Origin of the sequence: Brevibacillus gelatini (assembly GCF_050920745.1) — a bacterium.
Lineage (GTDB): Bacteria > Bacillota > Bacilli > Brevibacillales > Brevibacillaceae > Brevibacillus > Brevibacillus gelatini.
This window is the reverse complement of the sequence record NZ_CP154342.1, coordinates 2513015-2530656: the sequence shown is the minus strand read 5'-3', so window position 1 is coordinate 2530656 and position 17642 is coordinate 2513015. Positions and strand designations below refer to the sequence as shown.

Sequence of the window (17642 nt, the reverse complement as noted above, 5' to 3'; positions counted from 1 at the left end):
GTTGCCCGCTCTGGCGGCATAGATGAATGGAAATAGTTGCGTCCCGCGCAGTCAAAAATTCCTTATGGCGGGCAGGGATTTTCCGACACAAGCAAGAAATTAAGTTAAGAAGCGGCAGGCGAGACTGATCCGCTTTGACCTTGCTTCCGTGAAAAATGCTACACGATTGCTGAACCGTCATCTGCCTGGGCGATGTGGTTTTGCCTGACGCCAGTGGAACGAGGAATATTGTGCAGGATCGGCCATCTCGCTTCGGGCGGGGTGTTTTTTTTGCCCCATTTTGTGACTGGCGTTGAATACTATGGGAAGCATACGGTACAATAGCGATTAAGTGTTCGCTTTTTTTGTGAAATATTCCCTTTCGCACGGAATGGATGTTTTTCAAAGAGCAAGGCGATGACCTGTGCGTTTACCAAAACGAAGGGATGTTTTGGACGCTTTTTCGAAAAGTAGAGGGGAGAGCGCGATTGAAGGAAACAGATACACTACATACCATGACCTATACCGAGGAAGATATCCAGGTACTGGAGGGCCTGATTGCTGTCCGCAAGCGCCCCGGAATGTACATCGGCTCGACCGGAAGCAGAGGTTTGCACCATCTCCTGTGGGAAATCGTTGACAACGCCAAGGACGAGGCGTTGGCTGGCGCGAATGATACGATCATCGTCACGCTTTACAAAGATGGCAGCGTCAGCGTCGAGGACCACGGTCGGGGCATTCCGACAGGGATGCATAAAACGGGACGGCCCGTTCCCGAAGTCATCTTTACAACTCTCCACGCCGGAGGAAAATTCGGCGGCGGTGGCTATAAAAAAAGCGGTGGCTTGCACGGCGTAGGCTCCAGCGTCGTCGTGGCCCTTTCCAAATGGCTGGAAGTGGAGATTCACCGGGATGGCAAAATCCACAAGCAGCGTTTTGCCTACGTCGTCGACGAAAAAGGCATCGAACACGTTGGCAAGCCGATCACAGGACTCGAAGTGACAGGAACGACCAAAAGGACGGGGACGACGGTGCGCTTTTTGCCGGACGAGGCGGTCTTTGGCAACGCGCGCTTTGACTACGAAACGATTCGCGACCGTTTCCGGGAAACGGCGTTTTTGCTCAAAAAGCTGCGCATGGTGCTGATTGACGAGCGCGGTCCGGAGAAGAAGCAGGAAGAATTTTACTTCGAAGACGGGCTGAAGTCGTACGTCTCCTATTTGAATGAGGGCAAAAACACGCTGCACCCGATCGTCTATTTCGAAGGGGAAAAGGACAACGTATACGTCGAGCTGGCTTTTCAATACAATGACGGCTATACGGAGACGCTCGTGTCGTACGTCAACTCGATTGTGACGACGGACGGCGGTACACATGTAACCGGCTTCCGCAACGGAACGACCCGGATTTTCAACGAGTTTGCGCGGAAAAAAGGGTATTTGAAGGAGAAAGACCCCAACTTGACAGGAAATGACTTGCGCGAAGGTTTCCTTGGTGTGCTGTCCTTGCAAATGGCGGATGTCCAGTTTGAGTCGCAAACCAAGGACAAGCTGGGGAACGAAGAAGCGCGGACCATCGTCGAGCAAATCGTCTCCGAGAAGCTGGGCTTCTTCCTGGAGGAAAATCCGGAAATCGGCAAGCTTTTGATCGACAAGGCGTTGCGCTCTGCGGAAATTCGCGAGGAACTGCGCAAACAGCGGGAAGCGCTGCGCGGAGACAAAAAAGGCAAGGCGGCGAAAAAACGCAAATCGATCTCGGAAAAATTCACGCCGCCGCAATATCGCGATTCCAAACGCAACGAGCTGTTCCTCGTCGAGGGGGACTCTGCGGGTGGCTCTGCGAAGCAGGCGCGAAACTCCGAGTTCCAGGCGCTGTTCTCGCTGCGGGGAAAACCGTTGAATACGGAAAAGGCCAAGCTGTCGGAAGTGTTGGCGAACGAGGAGTTCCGCACGATTCTGGAAGTGCTGGAGACGGACATCGGGGAAGACTTCGACATCGAAAACTGTGCGTTTGACAAAGTCATCATCATGTCCGATGCGGACGTGGACGGCTCGCACATCCAGACGCTTTTGCTTACGTTTTTCTTCCGTTACATGCGCCCGATGATCGCAGCCGGACATCTGTACATTGCCCAGCCGCCTTTGTACCAGGTGAAAAAAATGGTAAAGGGCAAGCAGACGGAGTCGATCTACTGCTGGAGCGACCAGGAGCTGGAGCAGGCGTTAAAACGGGTTGGACGCGGCGCAGAGGTACAGCGCTACAAAGGTCTGGGTGAGATGAACGCCGATCAGCTGTGGGAGACTACCATGAACCCGGAGACGCGCAAACTCATTCGAGTCGAGCTGGAAGACCTCGCTCACTGTGAAAAGCTCGTGACGGTCTTGATGGGGGACAAAGTACCTCCGCGTCGCGAGTGGATCGAGAACCACGTTACTTTTGAAGTGGGAGAGGATGAATAAGCATGTTGTCCAATCAGATCATTAACCAGAGCTTCGCGGAAATCATGGGGAAGCGGTTCGGGGACTACGCCAATCTGGTTATCCTCTCCCGCGCGATCCCGGACGCCCGCGATGGCTTAAAGCCGGTGCAGCGCCGCATTTTGTACGCGATGTACCAGGAAGGCAATACGCACGACAAACCGTACCGCAAATCAGCGAAAACTGTCGGTTACGTGATGGGTACGTACCATCCGCACGGCGACTCGGCGATTTACGAGACGATGGTGCGCATGGCGCAATGGTGGAAAATGCGCCAGGTGCTCATTCAGGGGCACGGCAACTTCGGAAGTCTGGATGCCGACCCGCCAGCGGCGATGCGCTACACAGAGTCCAGGCTGTCCGCGCTGGCCGACGAGCTTTTGCGCGATATTGAAAAAGACACCGTCGTGTTCATCCCGAACTACGACAATTCGGCCCAGCAGCCGGCCGTTTTGCCGTCGCGTTTTCCAAACCTGCTGGTAAACGGTGCGTCCGGGATTGCCGTCGGCTTTGCCACCGATATTCCTACGCACAACCTGGGGGAAGTCATTGACGCGACGATCGCGCAAATGAAAAATCCGGACATCTCGCTCGACGAGCTGATGAAGTACGTCAAAGGCCCGGACTTTCCGACCGGGGGCATCGTCCAGGGGGTGTCGGGGATTCGCAAGGCGTTTGAGACAGGCCGCGGCCAGTTCATCATTCGCGCGAAGACCCACATGGAAGAGCCAAAGGGCGGGAAAGTGAAAAAGATCGTCATTTCGGAGATTCCTTACGAAGTGGTCAAGTCCAAGCTGGTCGCACAAATGGACGAGCTGGTCATGGACCGCAAAATCGAAGGCGCGCTGGCCGTCCGCGACGAGACAGGCCGCAAGGAAGCGGAAATGAACAAGGTCCGCATCGTCATCGACATTCGCAAGGAAGCAGATGAACGGGCGATTCTGAATTACCTGTACAAAAACACCGACTTGCAAATTTACTACAACTACAACATGAACGTGATCCACGAGGGAACCATCCGCCAGATGGGGCTCAAAGGGCTGCTCGGCGCGTATATCGACCACCAGAAGGAAGTCGTGACGAATCGTTGCCAGTACGATCTGGAGCGCAAGAGCAAACGCAAGCGCATCGTGGAGGGGCTGATTCGCGCCAAATCGATTTTGCGTGAAATCGTCGACACGATCATGGATTCCGAAGACCGGACCGATGCCAAGAAAAACATTATCGAGAAATACGGCTTTACAGACGAGCAGGCCGAAGCGATTTTAAGCATTCAGCTCGCCTCCCTGACCCGTCTTGATATTATCAAGCTGGAAAAGGAGCTTTCCACCCTGGCAAAAGAAATCGGGGAGCTCGAAGCGATTCTTGCCAGCGAGAAAAAGCTGATCCAGGTCATCACAGGCGAGCTGAACGAGATCAGGAAAAAGTACGCCGAAGCGCGGCTGACAGAAATCCAGGGGGAAATCGAGGAAATCAAGATCGATATTGCGATGCAAATCAATGCAGAAGATTGCATCGTTACCCTGACCAACGAAGGATACATCAAACGGACGAGTCCGCGCTCCTTCCGATCGGCGGGCGGGACCCTGGAGACGTGCGGAGTCAAGGACGGCGACAAGGTTCGCTACTTCGTGGAAACCAATACGTCCCATACGGCGCTCTTTTTCACGCAGGACGGGAAATATTTCGCCACGCTTGTCAATTCGTTCCCGGACGACAAGTGGAAAGACATCGGCTCCGCGCTGGTCAACATTATCCCGCTGGAAAAAAATCAGCGCATCGTCGGTTTTACAATCGTGGAGAACTTCAAGCAGCCGTTGTTTGTTTATCACGTCAGCAAAAACGGCCTGATGAAAAAGACGGCGCTGTCCGAGTACGAGACCAACCGTTCGAGCGCACTGGTGGCGGCCAAGCTGAAATCAGAAGATGATGAATTTGTCCATGTGTTTGTGGCAGGCGAGTCAGGCGGCATTTTGGGCGCGACCCGAGAAGGGATGGGCATTCGCTTCCCGAAAGCAGAAGTCAGCCCGACCGGCCGCGCTTCCAGCGGCGTCAAGGCGATTACGCTTGCGCCAGGTGATTCTGTCGTCACCATGCTGCCGATTGAAGAAGAGGACAGCCGAGTCTTTACCCTGTTGACGGTTGAAGGTGTGGTCAAACGGACCGCGATAGCAGCCATTCCGCTGCAAGGCCGGGCCGGAAAAGGCGTCCAGCTGATTCGCAAACGCAAAAACAATCCGCACCAACTTGCGGCAATGTTCATCGACGAAACCGTGTACGCGTGGACGGCGCAAAACGAATGGATGCTGGTCGACACGAGCCAGATCAACGTCAACGAACAGGGCGGAATTGGCCGCAGCCTCGTAGAAGGCGGCGTCAAATCCGTTGTGTTCGAAACCGTTTTGCCGACAGAAGAAGCAAAAGAAGAAGCAGCAAAAGGCTCTGGAGAGGGCGAATCCGCGAGAGCGCAACAGAAGGGGACAGCAGAGCCTCTCACTTTGTTCGATCTCGAACCTGGCGAAGAGAAGGAATGATGGAAAATGGCAACTCCGTTTGAAGCTTTTGTATCACCGTTGAGCTGGCAGCAGGTGTCGCTTTTGCTCGATACCGTTCAGTATTTTGAAGACGCGCCCAAGCTGCTCTCGCTTCCGCAGGAGGAAGGTCCAAGCGTCGCGGTTCCAGTGACAGCAGACACGCTGAAAAAGATGCTGGCGTGTCTGGATGAGAACGATGCTTTCCAGCGCAAGCCATTTGCGCTACGCTGGGAAGGCGGCGAGGATGGAGACAGCGGCCACCTCATCGTGGTACTGCCGAATGACGAAACCGTGAGACAGCCTGCCGTCCTGTCGGCATTTTCCCCTGTCTAGGCAGGCAATATCCTGCCAAATGGCACGAAAAAACGCTTTGGCTGATGCCCAGGCACTTGTACGCTCTTTTGTACGGGTGGCTGGCTGTGCTAAAGCGTTTTTTTTGCGTTCTGGACAAGCTGATGTGGATTCGCAACGAGCGAAGTTTTCGAACAAAGGTAATATCTGTATAATAAGAATATTGGGAAAACCATTATCAAAAAAGCTGGACAACCTGTGGCTTCACTCTTGCATCTGCCAAAAGTCGGACAGGAACCAGGAAAAGGAGAGAGGATACAGTGACACTGAAAGTTGGCATTATCGGTTGCGGTTCTATCGCTACTCATCGTCATGCACCAGAGTACAGCAGCAATCCTTACACGCAAATTCACCTCGTCTACGATCCGAATCCCGATCGCGCGCAAAAACTGGCGGACCAGTACGGCGGACAAGTAGCGGAGAGCTGGGAGGAAGTCGTCCAACATCCAGAGATCACAGCCATCAGCGACTGCTCGACAAACGAGATGCATCACATCATCACCTCGCAGGCGCTGCTCGCGGGCAAGCATGTGTTGTGCGAAAAGCCGATGGCGACGACCATCGAGGGGGCAGAGACGATTCTCGCGGCGGCACGCACTTCGGGGAAAATTTTGATGATCGACCACAACCAGCGCCTCGTACCCGCCCATCAAAAGGCGCGGCAGCTGATTGAGGCAGGCGAGCTGGGAAAAATTCTTTCGTTCAAGACGAACTTCGGGCATAAAGGACCGGAGTATTGGAGCGCGAATCGGACAAAAGGCACGTGGTTTTTCAAAAAATCGCGCTCGGCGCTCGGAGTGGCAGGCGATTTGGGCATTCATAAGGTGGATCTGTTGCGCTATTTGCTGCAGGACGAGATCGTGCAGGTCAGCGCATTTGCAGACGTTCTGGACAAAAAAGACGAACACGGCCAGCCTATCGAGGTGTGCGACCATATGGTATGTCTTTTGAAAACGAGGTCAGGCGCAGTCGGGACGGCGTCCTTTAGCTGGAGCTACTACGGCGATGAGGACAACAGCACCATTCTGTACGGCGAGCGCGGTATCATGAAAATATTTGCCGACCCACAAAAAGACATCGAGATTGTGAGCGCTGGCGGCGAGCGAGTAGTATACAAGATCGGCGCGATGCAGACGAATGACGCGCAGACGAAAAGTGGCGTCATTGATGCGTTTGTCGAGGCGATCCGCACCGGAACGGCTCCGGCTGTGACAGGAGAAGACGGGCTGCAGGCGCTGCGCATTATCGAAGCGGCAATGGAGTCCGCTGCGACAGGCAAACGCGTCGAGCTTTTTGCCTGACGGCAGCATGACGAAAGAAAGCGTTGGTCACACTAAAAGGGGAGGTGTGACCACTGTGGAAGGAAACATTCACGTCAACGGCAAGGACTACCAGTGCGAATGCACGTACGATGGCGATTCGCAGTACAACGTACAGGTGCGCAAAGGCAAAAAGGTGGTTGCGAACTATAAAATTTCGGCAGGCTCGGAGGGCGAAGTGCTGGAGTCTGCCCGCGCCCATTTTGCCGCAGATGTGGAATTGGGAAATGTACAAGGGTAACACGCAAGCAAGACCGCAGTCCGGGACAAAAGGGGCTGCGGTTTTTTGCTTGCCATGCAGGAAACAAAGGCGCGAGACGGCAAGTGTGCCCTGTGTCCTTTTCTTCCGGCGGCAAATGTGCTACAACATAGAATGACACGTAGGAGCGAAAGGAACAAAAAAGCATGCAACAACAATACGAGCGAGATCGACAGCAAGCCAAAGCGGGCGCACAGGTCGATCGTGCACACATTCAAGCATACACAGAGGCCGAATGTTTGGCCCTTTTGCAAAAAATAGAAGAGGCACGCAGCGACAGTCCGGACGAGCAGCTTGACCGGACAGAAGCGGCGGTCCTGACCAGACTGTCTGCTTTGCGCATGACGAAAAAAGGCGGCTATGCGCTGGCGCAGGAGTGGCTGGAACGGGCATTGACGCTGCATCCGGACGATCCCTATGCACTGGAGGTTCGGCTTCGGCTCGCTTTTTCCCAACTGCGCAGCCATGAGCTTGAAACGGCGTTTCCAACCGTGCGCGAGACGGATAATGTCGTCGCGAAAAGACGGGCCGTTGAGGTCGTGCAGGAAAAGGCAACACATGCGCAGGCGGAAATCGAACAGTGGCAGGCAATTGCCAAAGATGCGCTGCAGACGGCAATAAAGCTGGGGGACGAACGGGCGAGGGCAACAGCGACAGGTATGGTCGAGCTGTATGACAGGCGGCAAAAGCTGCTGTCCGAGCTGCTGGAGCGCGTCCAGGCGTACGGGGCATCGCTTTCTGGCGTCTTTTTCTCGGCAGAGCTATTGACCCAACTGCAAGAGACGATTCGCGCCCTGAACGGACAGGCAGAGGAAAAAGAGCAGTTGTTGCCGGAGGAAGAAACGGATGTGGCCAGCAAAGCTCCCGAAGCAAAGCGGCATGGCGAACTGTCCGCGCTGGAGCAGTTGGAGAGCCTGATCGGTCTTCGCGACATCAAGCAGCGCGTGCGCCAGCTGGCCCAGTTTTTGCAATACCGCAAACTGCGCGAGGAAAAAGGCTGGCACATGCACGATCAACTGCCGCTTCACCTCGTGCTGATGGGCAATCCGGGTACGGGCAAGACGACGCTGGCCCGTTTGATCGCTCGCCTGTACCACGAGCTGGGGCTGCTTGCCAACGGGCAGTTGGTGGAAGTGGACCGCTCCCATCTGGTGGGCGGTTACGTCGGGCAGACGGAGCAGCGGGTCATGGAGGCGATCAAGCAGGCGGACGGCGGTGTGCTGTTCATTGACGAAGCGTACAGCTTGAAGCGGCCGGACAGCTCGGGCAGCGACTACGGCCAAAATGCGATTGACACGCTGGTGGCGGCGATGACAAGTGGCGAGTACGCCGGGCGGTTTGTGGTGATACTCGCAGGCTATCCGGAAGAAATGCGGCAGTTTTTGTACGCCAATCCGGGCTTGTACAGCCGCTTTCCACAGGCCGGACACTTTGTATTGCCGGACTACGACGCGGACGAGCTGGTGCAGATTGCGGACGCGGTAGCAGCGCGAAACGACTTTACGCTGACGGAGGCTGCCAAGGCGGCTTTGCGGGAGCGCATCGAAAAAGCGCAGGTGGACGATACGTTCGGCAATGCCCGCACCGTCACCAATCTGGTGCTGGACGCGATTTTCGCCAAAGGGCGGGCGACCGCAGGCAAAGCGCTGCAATGGGACGACTTCACCATTTTGCGGCCGGAGGATGTCAGCGAGGCACCGCAGCCGACTGCGGAATCGTCCGCCGAAGCGACGCTGCAATCGTTGATCGGGCTGGAAGCGGTGAAAGCCGAGCTGAAAAAAATCGCCGCCTATGTCGCCGTGCAGCAGGAGCGGGCGGCAAGAGGCTTGCCCAGGAACGCGATTGAGCTGCATGCGGTGTTTACAGGCAATCCGGGCACGGGCAAAACGACGGTAGCGAAGCTCTATGCGCAGATGCTGCAGGAGGTCGGCTATTTGAAGCGCGGACACCTCGTCACGGCAAGCCGGGCGGATCTGGTCGCAGGCTTCGTCGGGCAGACGGCGGCGCTCACTCGCAGGAAAGTGCGCGAGGCGTTGGGGGGTGTGCTGTTTATTGATGAAGCGTACGCTCTGCTCGGACCAAGCCAGCAAGACTTCGGCCAGGAGGCGATCCACACGCTCGTCGAGGAAATGACGCGACACGCGGAAAACCTGGTCGTGGTGCTGGCAGGCTACCCTGGGGAAATGAACGGGCTGCTCCTGAGCAATCCGGGACTTTTGTCGCGATTTAAAAAGTACATCCACTTCCCCGACTACTCGGTGGCAGAGCTTGTGCAAATTTTGCAGCAGGCTGCCGACAAGGCGGGCTATGTGATCGAGGAAAGCGCCGTGGCGGCGATTGTGCAACGTCTGGAACAAGCCTCCAAGGAGCAGCGGCTGCATGGAAACGGGCGGTTCAGCTACAATCTTTTGCAGGAGGCGATCCAGAACCAGGCGTTGCGCATCACGGGCGTTTCCCGCGAGAACTGGGACGATGAACTGCTCGCGACGCTTTTGTGGAGCGACTTTCAGCCTCTTTTCACATGGGAAGCCGAAGAAAACGGGACAAAAGTCTAGTTTTTGTCCCGGACAACGGTCTTCCTACTCTTTTGACAATTCACCCTTTCCCGTATAATGGAAGAACAAGGACATGAGGGGGAAGGGTGTTTTTTCTTTGCAAAAAAAATGGCAAGCAACCTTAAGTACGACTATCGCTTTGGGCATGCTGTTGGCAAGCGTGCCGGCCGAGGCCAGTCAGCCGGGAGAGCGACGGGGAAATATCGAGATCGAAGCGCAGGAAGAGCTGGCGCTTGAGAAAACATCGTCCAGACCAAGCGCCAGTGACCTCGTCGTCATTCAGTTGTCCGGTCCGGTGCGCGAGCAATGGAAGGACGAACTGGAAGACATGGGGGTCAAGCTCGGCGATTACATACCGGATTACGCCTTTTTGGCCAAGCTGCCTTCCGCGGAAGAGCGAAAAGAAATCGAGCAGCTTTCTTTTGTGAAAAAAGTGATTCCGTATCATCCGCAGGCCAAACTGGCACCGCAGTTGCGTTCCACGCTGGGAAAAAACAAGCCGGTAGAAGTGGCGGTGATCGGCTTCGACCAAAAAGTGGACATGCTGCGAACCGTCAGCCGCCTGGCAGACGAGGCGAATATCAAGGAGATCGAGTCGCCGGAGATCGCTCCGCACATTTCGATTGTCACGATGGACGAAGAGGCGATTGGACAAGTCATCGAGTCGGAGGATGTCATCGCGATCATCCCTGTCCCGGAAAATCAGTTGCACAATGACATCGCGGCAACGATTGTTCACGCGGACGAGCTGGCATCTACAGGTTACACAGGCAAGGGACAGATCGTCGGCGTGGCTGATACGGGTCTGGATACAGGCGATGTAAAGTCGATCCACCCGGATTTTCAAGGCCAGGTCAATAGCTTGTACGCCATGGGCAGACAAAACGATGCGAGCGACCGGCACGGGCATGGCACGCATGTAGCGGGCGCGGTTCTTGGCACAGGCCAGGCATCGAATGGGCAGTACAAGGGAATGGCTCCAGATGCGAAGCTCGTCTTTCACTCGATTGAAGATCGCAGCGGCAAGCTGGTCACTGATGTCGAGACGATTTTGCAGGAAGCGTACGAGGACGGAGCCCGGATTCATTCCGATTCATGGGGAGCCGATGACAACGGGGCCTACAGTTTAAGCTCGTTTCTTTTCGACCGCTTCCTGTGGGAGCATCCGGACATGACTGCGCTGGTCGCAGCCGGAAACGCTGGTTGGACAGGCTATCAGAGCGTCGGGAGTCCGGCGACCGCCAAAAACGTGATCGCCGTTGGCGCAACGGAAAACGTCCGTCCGAACCTTGGCAGCCACTCCGACAACAAAGACGAGGTGTGGACAGACAGCAGTCGCGGGCTGACGGAGGACGGACGCTTGAAGCCGGACATTGTTGCACCGGGAACGTCGATTTTGTCGACCCGCTCGTCGCTTGCTCCGAGCAAAAATTTTGACAAGCGCTTCAACGACTACTACGCCTATATGAGCGGTACGAGCCTCGCCACACCGATTCTTGCAGGCGGTGTCGCGCAAATCCGGCAGTTTTTGGACGAGCAGGGGGAGAAGGAGCCGAGCGGCGCGCTGCTCAAGGCGATACTTTTGACGAGTGCAGATGATCTGGGCGAAGACATGCGCAAGCAAGGCTTCGGACGGGCCAATCTGGCGCGGGCGATCCAGACGAGCTACAAGGACGTCAAGGACGGGCTGCGCACGCGGGAAAAGGCAGAGTACGCGGTAAAAGTGACAGACAGCTCGCAGCCGCTCGCGATCACGCTTGCCTGGACGGACTATCCCGCATCGTTTGCCGCCCGGCGCACGCTCGTCAACGACCTGAATCTGAAGGTCACGACCCCGAGCGGCGAGCGTCTGAACGGAAACGACTTTTTCGAAGCGCCGTACGACGACCAGGTAGACAACCTGAACAACGTCGAGCAGATTTGGATTGTGGAGCCGGAAAAAGGGACGTATACCGTTACAGTGGAAGGCTACAACATTCCAAAAGGGCCGCAGCCGTACGCCATCGCCACGACAGGAACATGGGCGAAGGTCAAGGATGAAGAGGAGAAGGAGGACGGCAAGGACGACGATAACGGTCAGGAGGACAGCGAACCTTACGAGGTCAGAAACGAACTGAAAAAAGGGACGCTGAACAAAAAGACTCCTTACAGGGAGTACGTCATCCGCACCTTTGTAGCGGGCGAGCTGAGCTTGTCGCTGGAGTGGGATGAAGACGCCGACCTCCAGATGTACGTGTACGACAACAACGGGAAGGAGCTGGCTGCCGCGACGGGGACAGACAATCCCGAAACGTTGAAGATGAAGCTGCCAAAATCCGGTCTGTACAAGATACGGCTGGAGCTTGCGGACGGCAAGGAAGCGAAGTATCGTCTGGACCTCCGCTACCCAGGCAAAACGAAAAAGCGGTAGTCCGGCAGGACGGTTGTACGGATCAAACAAAAGACACAGTCTTTGCTTTTGTGCAAGCGAAAGGCTGTGTCTTTTTGTGTCCGGTTTCAGATGAGGGGCGGGCTTTCCAGCATCGTGGCGCCGTCCTCTTCTTTTTGCAGCCATTCCCGCGCACGCAGGGCGATCTCCAGGCAGATGCGGCGCTCAGGGGAGGTATAGTCGTCGCCGATCAGTTCCGCGATTTTTTCCAGACGGTGATAGAGCGTCTGCCGATGGATGAACAATCGCTCGGCAGCCTCCTGCTTGGACAGGTTGGCATCGAGGTAGACGCGCAGCGTGTGCACGAGGGCAGAACCATGCTTTTCGTCGTGGGCAAGCAGCGGGCCAAGGTAATCGGTAATAAAGCTCGCAAGCACAGGCTCGGTCGGGATGTGAAACAGCAGGCGAAACAGGCCAAGGTCCGCAAAAAACGGACTGGTGGCTTCGCGCTGGAAAGCGAGTGCCTGCTCGGCTTCCGCGAGGTGTCTTCCGGCGTCAGACAATCGTTTGCCCACACGCCCGATTCCGCACGAAATCCGGGCCTCTGCTCCGAGTATCTGTCCGGCAATCCGCTTCATCTCCGCCCACGCCTTTTCCAGTGTGCGCCGAGCGTTCGCTGTTGTCTTCTGGTCGATGAGCAAAATGTAAAAGCGATTGCCCGTGCAGCGGATGAACGGCCGGAATCCTTGTCGCGTCAGCAGCGAGCGGAAAATGGCCGTCAAATCGTGCGGCGGGAGAGCGTCATCTGACAGGTCGGTGTTTTTTTCACAGGAGATGATGAGCGTGTAGTAGGCAGGTGTCTTGCTGCTGCCGGACAGACCGAGTAGCGTACGCATATGCTCTTCCGGCATCGCGCGATTGGCGATCAGCTCGTCGAACAGGCGGTTTTCCATGGCGCGGGTTTGTTCCTCTGCAAACATTTTCCGCATGAAAAACTGGGCCATCGCCGAGACGGTATTGTCCAGGGTCAACAGCAAATACTCGTCCGCCTCCCGCTCGTACAAGATCAACCCGACGTAAGCGAGCAGATGGCCCATTGCCATGACAGGCTGATAGATCAACTGCTTCGTCGCAGAAAGCGGGTGAAAGCGGACGCTGGCATCGCTCGTGTCGGCCTGCACAAAATGGGTGCGCAGCAGCTCGGTCAACTCCTGCTGGACCGCATGCGGCAGGGCCGGGACGTACTGGGCAGCGGCGTCTGGCGAGTAAAACAGCACCTGCGTCTTTACCGCTGACTGGAAATGCTGGAGCAGCTTGGGGATGCCCGCAGCCTGCAGACTGAGCTGTTGCAGGCCGCGAGAGTACATTTCGAGCGCTCGCAGTGCCTGCATTTGCCGATTGATGAGGTGCTCGTGCAAATCTTGCGTAATATCGACGAAGCGCACAGGCTGGTGAAACACAATGAGCGGAAATTCGTGATGGTTGGCCATCTCCAGCATGTCTTGAGGGATCGACGGGATGTACGCGCCCAACTCCACGCACAGTCCCGACGCCTTGCGCCGGATCAGCTCGGCCAAATAGGCGAGCCGCTTTTCTTTTGCCTCCCCGAAGCCGAGTCCGGTAGAGAGAATCAGTTCGCCGCCATTCAAAAATCGTCCCGTATCGGCAGTCTCCAGGACGTGGACCCAGCGCACAGGCCGGGACAGACCATGCTGCCCTGCCACGATCTCGGCATGCTGAAACAAAGGACGCTTGATCGCCTCCGCAACGGTCAGTCGCCAGTCATTGCTCATAGGCTTCTCCTCTCTCTGCCCGTTTCCCTATGTGCTTTGCAGCCGGGCAATTGACATCATGTATGATGAATGTTAGCGAATGATTGACATTTTGTCTAGTGATGGCGCGTTTTATTTTTGGATAAAATGGAATTGTCAAACAAAAGATGGCGAGGAGTTGAAAGGATGAACACAGCCGCTGCTGGTACTCCATTGAAAAATTACATCGGGGGACAATGGGTGGAATCGCAGGCAGCCCGCTTTGAGGACGTGCCGAACCCGGCGACAGGCGAACTGCTGTCCCGCGTGCCGCTGTCGACGAGAGAAGATGTGGACAAGGCCGTTGCTGCTGCCAAAGAAGCTTTTGCCGGATGGAGCGCAACTCCGGTCGTGGAGCGGGCTCGCATCATGTTTCGTTTTCACAGTCTATTGATGAAGCACGAGGACGAACTGGCCCGGATGATTACGCTGGAGAACGGGAAAAATCTGCCGGAGGCGCAGGCAGAGCTTTTGCGCGGGCTGGAAATGGTCGAATTTGCGTGCGGGATGCCAACGCTGTTAATGGGCGAAACGCTGCCAAATATCGCGGCCAATATCGACAGCCAGGTAATTCGCTTTCCGCTGGGCGTCGTGGCCGGGATTACTCCGTTCAATTTCCCTGTGATGGTTCCGATGTGGATGTATCCGATCGCCATAACAGCGGGAAATACGTTCGTCCTCAAGCCTTCGGAACGCACGCCGCTGTCCTGCATTCGCATTGCGGAGCTGCTGAAGGAAGCGGGCTTGCCGGACGGAGTATTCAACGTCGTGCATGGGGCACACGATGTCGTCAACGGGCTGTTGGAGCACCCGGATGTGAAGGCGATCTCCTTTGTCGGCTCGCAGCCAGTGGCCGAGTACGTGTACAAGACCGCCGCCGCTCACGGCAAACGGGTGCAGGCGCTGGCTGGCGCGAAAAACCACCATCTGGTCATGCCCGACACCGACCTCAAGCGGGCAGCCAAAACGATTGTCAGTTCCGCGTTCGGCTGTGCGGGCGAGCGCTGCATGGCAGCGAGCGCGGTCGTCGCTGTCGAGGAAATCGCTGACGAGCTGGTGGCGCACCTGATCGAAGAATCGAACGCGTTGACGATGGGCAACGGGCTTGAGGCTGGGGTCGATCTCGGTCCGGTGATCCGCGATTCGCATTTGGCCAAGGTGCACGGCTACATTGAAAAAGGGCTCGCAGCCGGTGCAACGCTCGTGCGCGACGGACGAGAGGATGCGAAACAGCACGAAAAAGGCTACTTCCTTGGGCCGACGATTTTTGACCAGGCCGATGCGGAAATGGTGATCGTGCGCGACGAAATTTTCGCTCCTGTACTCAGTGTGATGCGCGTGAAAAATTTTGAAGAAGGACTGGAAACGATTAGCCGCTCCCGCTTTGGCAACGGGGCGACGATTTATACCAACAACGGAAAATGGGGCAGGGAGTTCGTGCAGCGCGTTGAGGCCGGGATGGTCGGCGTCAATGTGGGCGTGCCTGCGCCAATGGGCTTTTTCGCCTTCTCGGGCTGGAAGGAATCGTTTTACGGCGACCTGCACGCCAACGGCAAGGATGGCGTCATGTTTTTCACGAAGAAAAAGACAGTTACCTCCAGATGGTTTGAAGATGGCGATACGAGCATCGGCTCGCAAAACGTGTTCGTGAAATAAAGGAGGCGTAGGCGATGGAGCAAGATCAACTGTTGCATGAGTACGACAAGGAAAGCTTGCTTGCGGCAGACCGCGAGCACATGTGGCACCATATGTCGCCCTATAATCCGAATCCGATGATTGTGACGGGTGCCCAAGGCTCCTGGGTCACGGATATTGACGGCAACCGCTACCTGGACGGCATGGCTGGTTTGTGGTGCGTCAACGTCGGGTACGGACGGCAGGAGCTGGCAGATGCCGCCTACGAGCAGTTGAAGCAGCTCGCGTACTTTCCCCTGACGCAAAGTCACGTGCCGGCCATTCGTCTTGCAGAAAAAGTGAGCGAGTGGCTGGGTGAGGAGTATCGCGTCTTTTTCTCCAACAGCGGATCAGAGGCGAACGAGGTCGCGTTCAAAATCGCCCGCCAGTACCATCACCAAAACGGCGAGCCGGGCCGCTACAAATTCATCTCCCGGCACCGCGCCTACCACGGCAACACGATGGGAGCGCTCGCCGCGACGGGCCAAGCTGTGCGCAAGGAAAAGTACGAGCCGCTTGCGCCAGGGTTTTTGCATGTGCCGCCGCCGTACTGCTACCGCTGTCCGGCGGGGAAATCGTACGGCAAATGCAACCTGGAATGCGCCGGGTACTTCGATCAGGTCATCAACTGGGAAGGCGAAAAAACGGTCGCTGCCGTCATCATGGAGCCGACCATTACAGGCGGGGGAGTGATCGTGCCGTCGCCCGAGTACATGCCGAAGGTGCGGGAGATTTGCGACAAGTACGGCGTGCTGATGATCGTCGATGAGGTCATCTGTGGCTTTGGCCGCTCCGGCAAAAAATTCGGGCATCAAAACTTCGGGGTCAAGCCGGACATCGTCACAATGGCAAAAGGAATTACGAGCGCCTACCTGCCGCTGTCGGCAACGGCTGTGCGTGCCGACATTGCCGACAAGTTCAACGAGCCGGGCAACAATCAGCACTTCCGCCACGTCAACACGTTTGGCGGGAATCCGGCGGCCTGTGCGCTCGCTTTGAAAAACATTCAGATTATGGAAGAGGAAAAGCTGGTGGAACGCGCCGAGCAGCTCGGGGACGAATTGCGTGCCAAGCTCGCTTTCCTGGCCGATCACCCGAATGTAGGCGACATTCGCAGCTTCGGCTTTTTGATGGGCATCGAAATGGTCGAGGACCGCAAAACAAAAGAGCCCGCGACCCCGGCGAAGCTTACGCAAATCATCGCCGCGTGCAAAAAGCGCGGCCTCATCATCGGTCGCAACGGTGACACGATCCCCGGCTTCAACAACGTCCTGACGCTGTCACCGCCCTTTTCGACCACGAGCGAGGACATCGACTTTATTGCCCGCGTTATGAAGGAAGCGTTCGACACATTGGGATAGAAGTTTGAAAGAAAGCCTTTTCAAGTCAAGAAAACAGCAGAAGCCCCCACGCTCTTTACGGGAGACGTGGCCGGGGTGACTGCTGTTTTTTTCGCTGCAATCTTCCTGATGCTATCCTTGTGTCTGTGTTTTTCTACGTTCGGCAGCGTTCCCCATAAATTTTCCTGCCTGTTCCTGAAATTCCCTGATATTCACATGTATCTGTCCTTTCCAGATTTTTGTATAATGATCCAGTACACAAAAAAGTGGTGCCAAAAGCCACGCAACTTTGATGGATCTAGGAGGATGGCATGAAACGTATCTGTGTTTTTGCAGGTTCCAATCCAGGCGTAAATCCGGCCTATGCCCAGTATGCCGAAATGCTGGGGAGAGAGCTTTTGGCAAGAGGGCTTGAGCTGGTTTACGGTGGTTCCAACATGGGGCTGATGGGACGAGTGGCGAATACGGTACTCGAAGGCGGCGGCAAAGTGATCGGGGTCATGCCGACCGGACTGTTTCGCGGCGAGATCGTACATAAGGGGCTGACAGAGCTGCATGAGGTCGTCACAATGCACGAGCGCAAAGCGAAAATGCACGACTTGTCCGATGGATTTATCGCCTTGCCCGGAGGCTATGGCACGTTTGAAGAAATTTTTGAAGTCGTCAGTTGGGGACAAATCGGGATTCATTCGAAACCAATCGGGCTTTTAAATGTAGACGGCTTCTATACGCCGCTGTTGGAAATGGTGCGGCACGCTACAGAGGCAGGCTTCATCCCGCAGATGCAAGGAGAGCTGGTCGTGTGCGAGAGCGATCCGGCTGTTTTGCTCGACCGTCTGCGCGACTACAAGCCGCCAGTCAAAGGGAACAAATGGTCGGAGCTGACTGAAGAATAGGGGAACAGAAAAAAGCAGTTCGCTTTGGAAAAACGGAAGCGAGCTGCTTTCTTGCTTTTTGGAAGGGCACTTTTTCATG

Annotated in this window: 11 protein-coding genes; 10 read left to right on the top strand and 1 reads right to left on the bottom strand. The window is 56.0% G+C overall.

Going from position 1 to position 17642, the window contains the following annotated elements; genetic code table 11:
• Positions 1-494: 494 nt before the first annotated feature.
• From AAFJ72_RS12050 to AAFJ72_RS12020, 7 genes are all read left to right on the top strand, one after another.
• On the top strand, positions 495-2438 hold the full coding sequence (locus AAFJ72_RS12050) for a DNA gyrase/topoisomerase IV subunit B (RefSeq protein WP_432777185.1): 1944 nt from the start codon (positions 495-497) through the stop codon (positions 2436-2438).
• A gap of 2 nt (positions 2439-2440) precedes the next feature.
• Positions 2441-4990, top strand: coding sequence for a DNA topoisomerase IV subunit A (gene parC, locus AAFJ72_RS12045; protein WP_432774152.1), 2550 nt, complete (start codon positions 2441-2443; stop codon positions 4988-4990).
• A 6-nt stretch (positions 4991-4996) separates the two neighbouring features.
• Positions 4997-5323 (top strand): hypothetical protein, encoded by a 327-nt coding sequence (locus AAFJ72_RS12040; RefSeq protein WP_432774151.1) that lies wholly within the window; start codon positions 4997-4999, stop codon positions 5321-5323.
• A 278-nt stretch (positions 5324-5601) separates the two neighbouring features.
• Positions 5602-6642: a Gfo/Idh/MocA family protein gene (locus AAFJ72_RS12035; protein ID WP_432774150.1), complete on the top strand. Its 1041-nt coding sequence runs from the start codon at positions 5602-5604 to the stop codon at positions 6640-6642.
• A 46-nt stretch (positions 6643-6688) separates the two neighbouring features.
• Positions 6689-6901 carry a hypothetical protein gene (locus tag AAFJ72_RS12030; protein ID WP_122906251.1) on the top strand — a complete coding sequence of 71 codons (213 nt, stop codon included), beginning with the start codon at positions 6689-6691 and terminating at the stop codon, positions 6899-6901.
• 164 nt (positions 6902-7065) lie between these two features.
• A complete protein-coding gene (locus AAFJ72_RS12025) occupies positions 7066-9474 on the top strand; it encodes an AAA family ATPase (RefSeq protein WP_432774149.1) in 2409 nt (802 codons plus the stop codon).
• Positions 9475-9619: 145 nt separating this feature from the next.
• Positions 9620-11884 carry a S8 family serine peptidase gene (locus AAFJ72_RS12020; protein WP_432777184.1) on the top strand — a complete coding sequence of 755 codons (2265 nt, stop codon included), beginning with the start codon at positions 9620-9622 and terminating at the stop codon, positions 11882-11884.
• A gap of 86 nt (positions 11885-11970) precedes the next feature.
• On the opposite strand, the gene AAFJ72_RS12015 is transcribed toward AAFJ72_RS12020, so the two are convergent.
• On the bottom strand, positions 11971-13635 hold the full coding sequence (locus AAFJ72_RS12015; RefSeq protein WP_432774148.1) for a PucR family transcriptional regulator: 1665 nt from the start codon (positions 13633-13635) through the stop codon (positions 11971-11973).
• Between the two features lie 165 nt (positions 13636-13800).
• On the opposite strand from AAFJ72_RS12015, the gene AAFJ72_RS12010 reads away from it, so the two are divergent.
• From AAFJ72_RS12010 to AAFJ72_RS12000, 3 genes are all read left to right on the top strand, one after another.
• Positions 13801-15309, top strand: a complete 1509-nt coding sequence (locus AAFJ72_RS12010) for a CoA-acylating methylmalonate-semialdehyde dehydrogenase (protein WP_432774147.1) — start codon at positions 13801-13803, stop codon at positions 15307-15309.
• 14 nt (positions 15310-15323) lie between these two features.
• Positions 15324-16688 carry an aspartate aminotransferase family protein gene (locus AAFJ72_RS12005; protein WP_432774146.1) on the top strand — a complete coding sequence of 455 codons (1365 nt, stop codon included), beginning with the start codon at positions 15324-15326 and terminating at the stop codon, positions 16686-16688.
• A 290-nt stretch (positions 16689-16978) separates the two neighbouring features.
• A complete protein-coding gene (locus tag AAFJ72_RS12000; RefSeq protein WP_122906257.1) occupies positions 16979-17563 on the top strand; it encodes a TIGR00730 family Rossman fold protein in 585 nt (194 codons plus the stop codon).
• Positions 17564-17642 lie beyond the last annotated feature (79 nt).

What these genes read in the sequence shown, in the direction of transcription:
- AAFJ72_RS12050 (WP_432777185.1), top strand. Translation starts at nt 495, where the DNA reads ATGACCTATACCGAGGAAGATATCCAGGTACTGGAGGGCCTGATTGCT.
- parC (WP_432774152.1), top strand. Translation starts at nt 2,441, where the DNA reads ATGTTGTCCAATCAGATCATTAACCAGAGCTTCGCGGAAATCATGGGG.
- AAFJ72_RS12040 (WP_432774151.1), top strand. Translation starts at nt 4,997, where the DNA reads ATGGCAACTCCGTTTGAAGCTTTTGTATCACCGTTGAGCTGGCAGCAG.
- AAFJ72_RS12025 (WP_432774149.1), top strand. Translation starts at nt 7,066, where the DNA reads ATGCAACAACAATACGAGCGAGATCGACAGCAAGCCAAAGCGGGCGCA.
- AAFJ72_RS12020 (WP_432777184.1), top strand. Translation starts at nt 9,620, where the DNA reads ATGCTGTTGGCAAGCGTGCCGGCCGAGGCCAGTCAGCCGGGAGAGCGA.
- AAFJ72_RS12015 (WP_432774148.1), bottom strand. Translation starts at nt 13,635, where the DNA reads ATGAGCAATGACTGGCGACTGACCGTTGCGGAGGCGATCAAGCGTCCT.
- AAFJ72_RS12010 (WP_432774147.1), top strand. Translation starts at nt 13,801, where the DNA reads ATGAACACAGCCGCTGCTGGTACTCCATTGAAAAATTACATCGGGGGA.
- AAFJ72_RS12005 (WP_432774146.1), top strand. Translation starts at nt 15,324, where the DNA reads ATGGAGCAAGATCAACTGTTGCATGAGTACGACAAGGAAAGCTTGCTT.
- AAFJ72_RS12000 (WP_122906257.1), top strand. Translation starts at nt 16,979, where the DNA reads ATGAAACGTATCTGTGTTTTTGCAGGTTCCAATCCAGGCGTAAATCCG.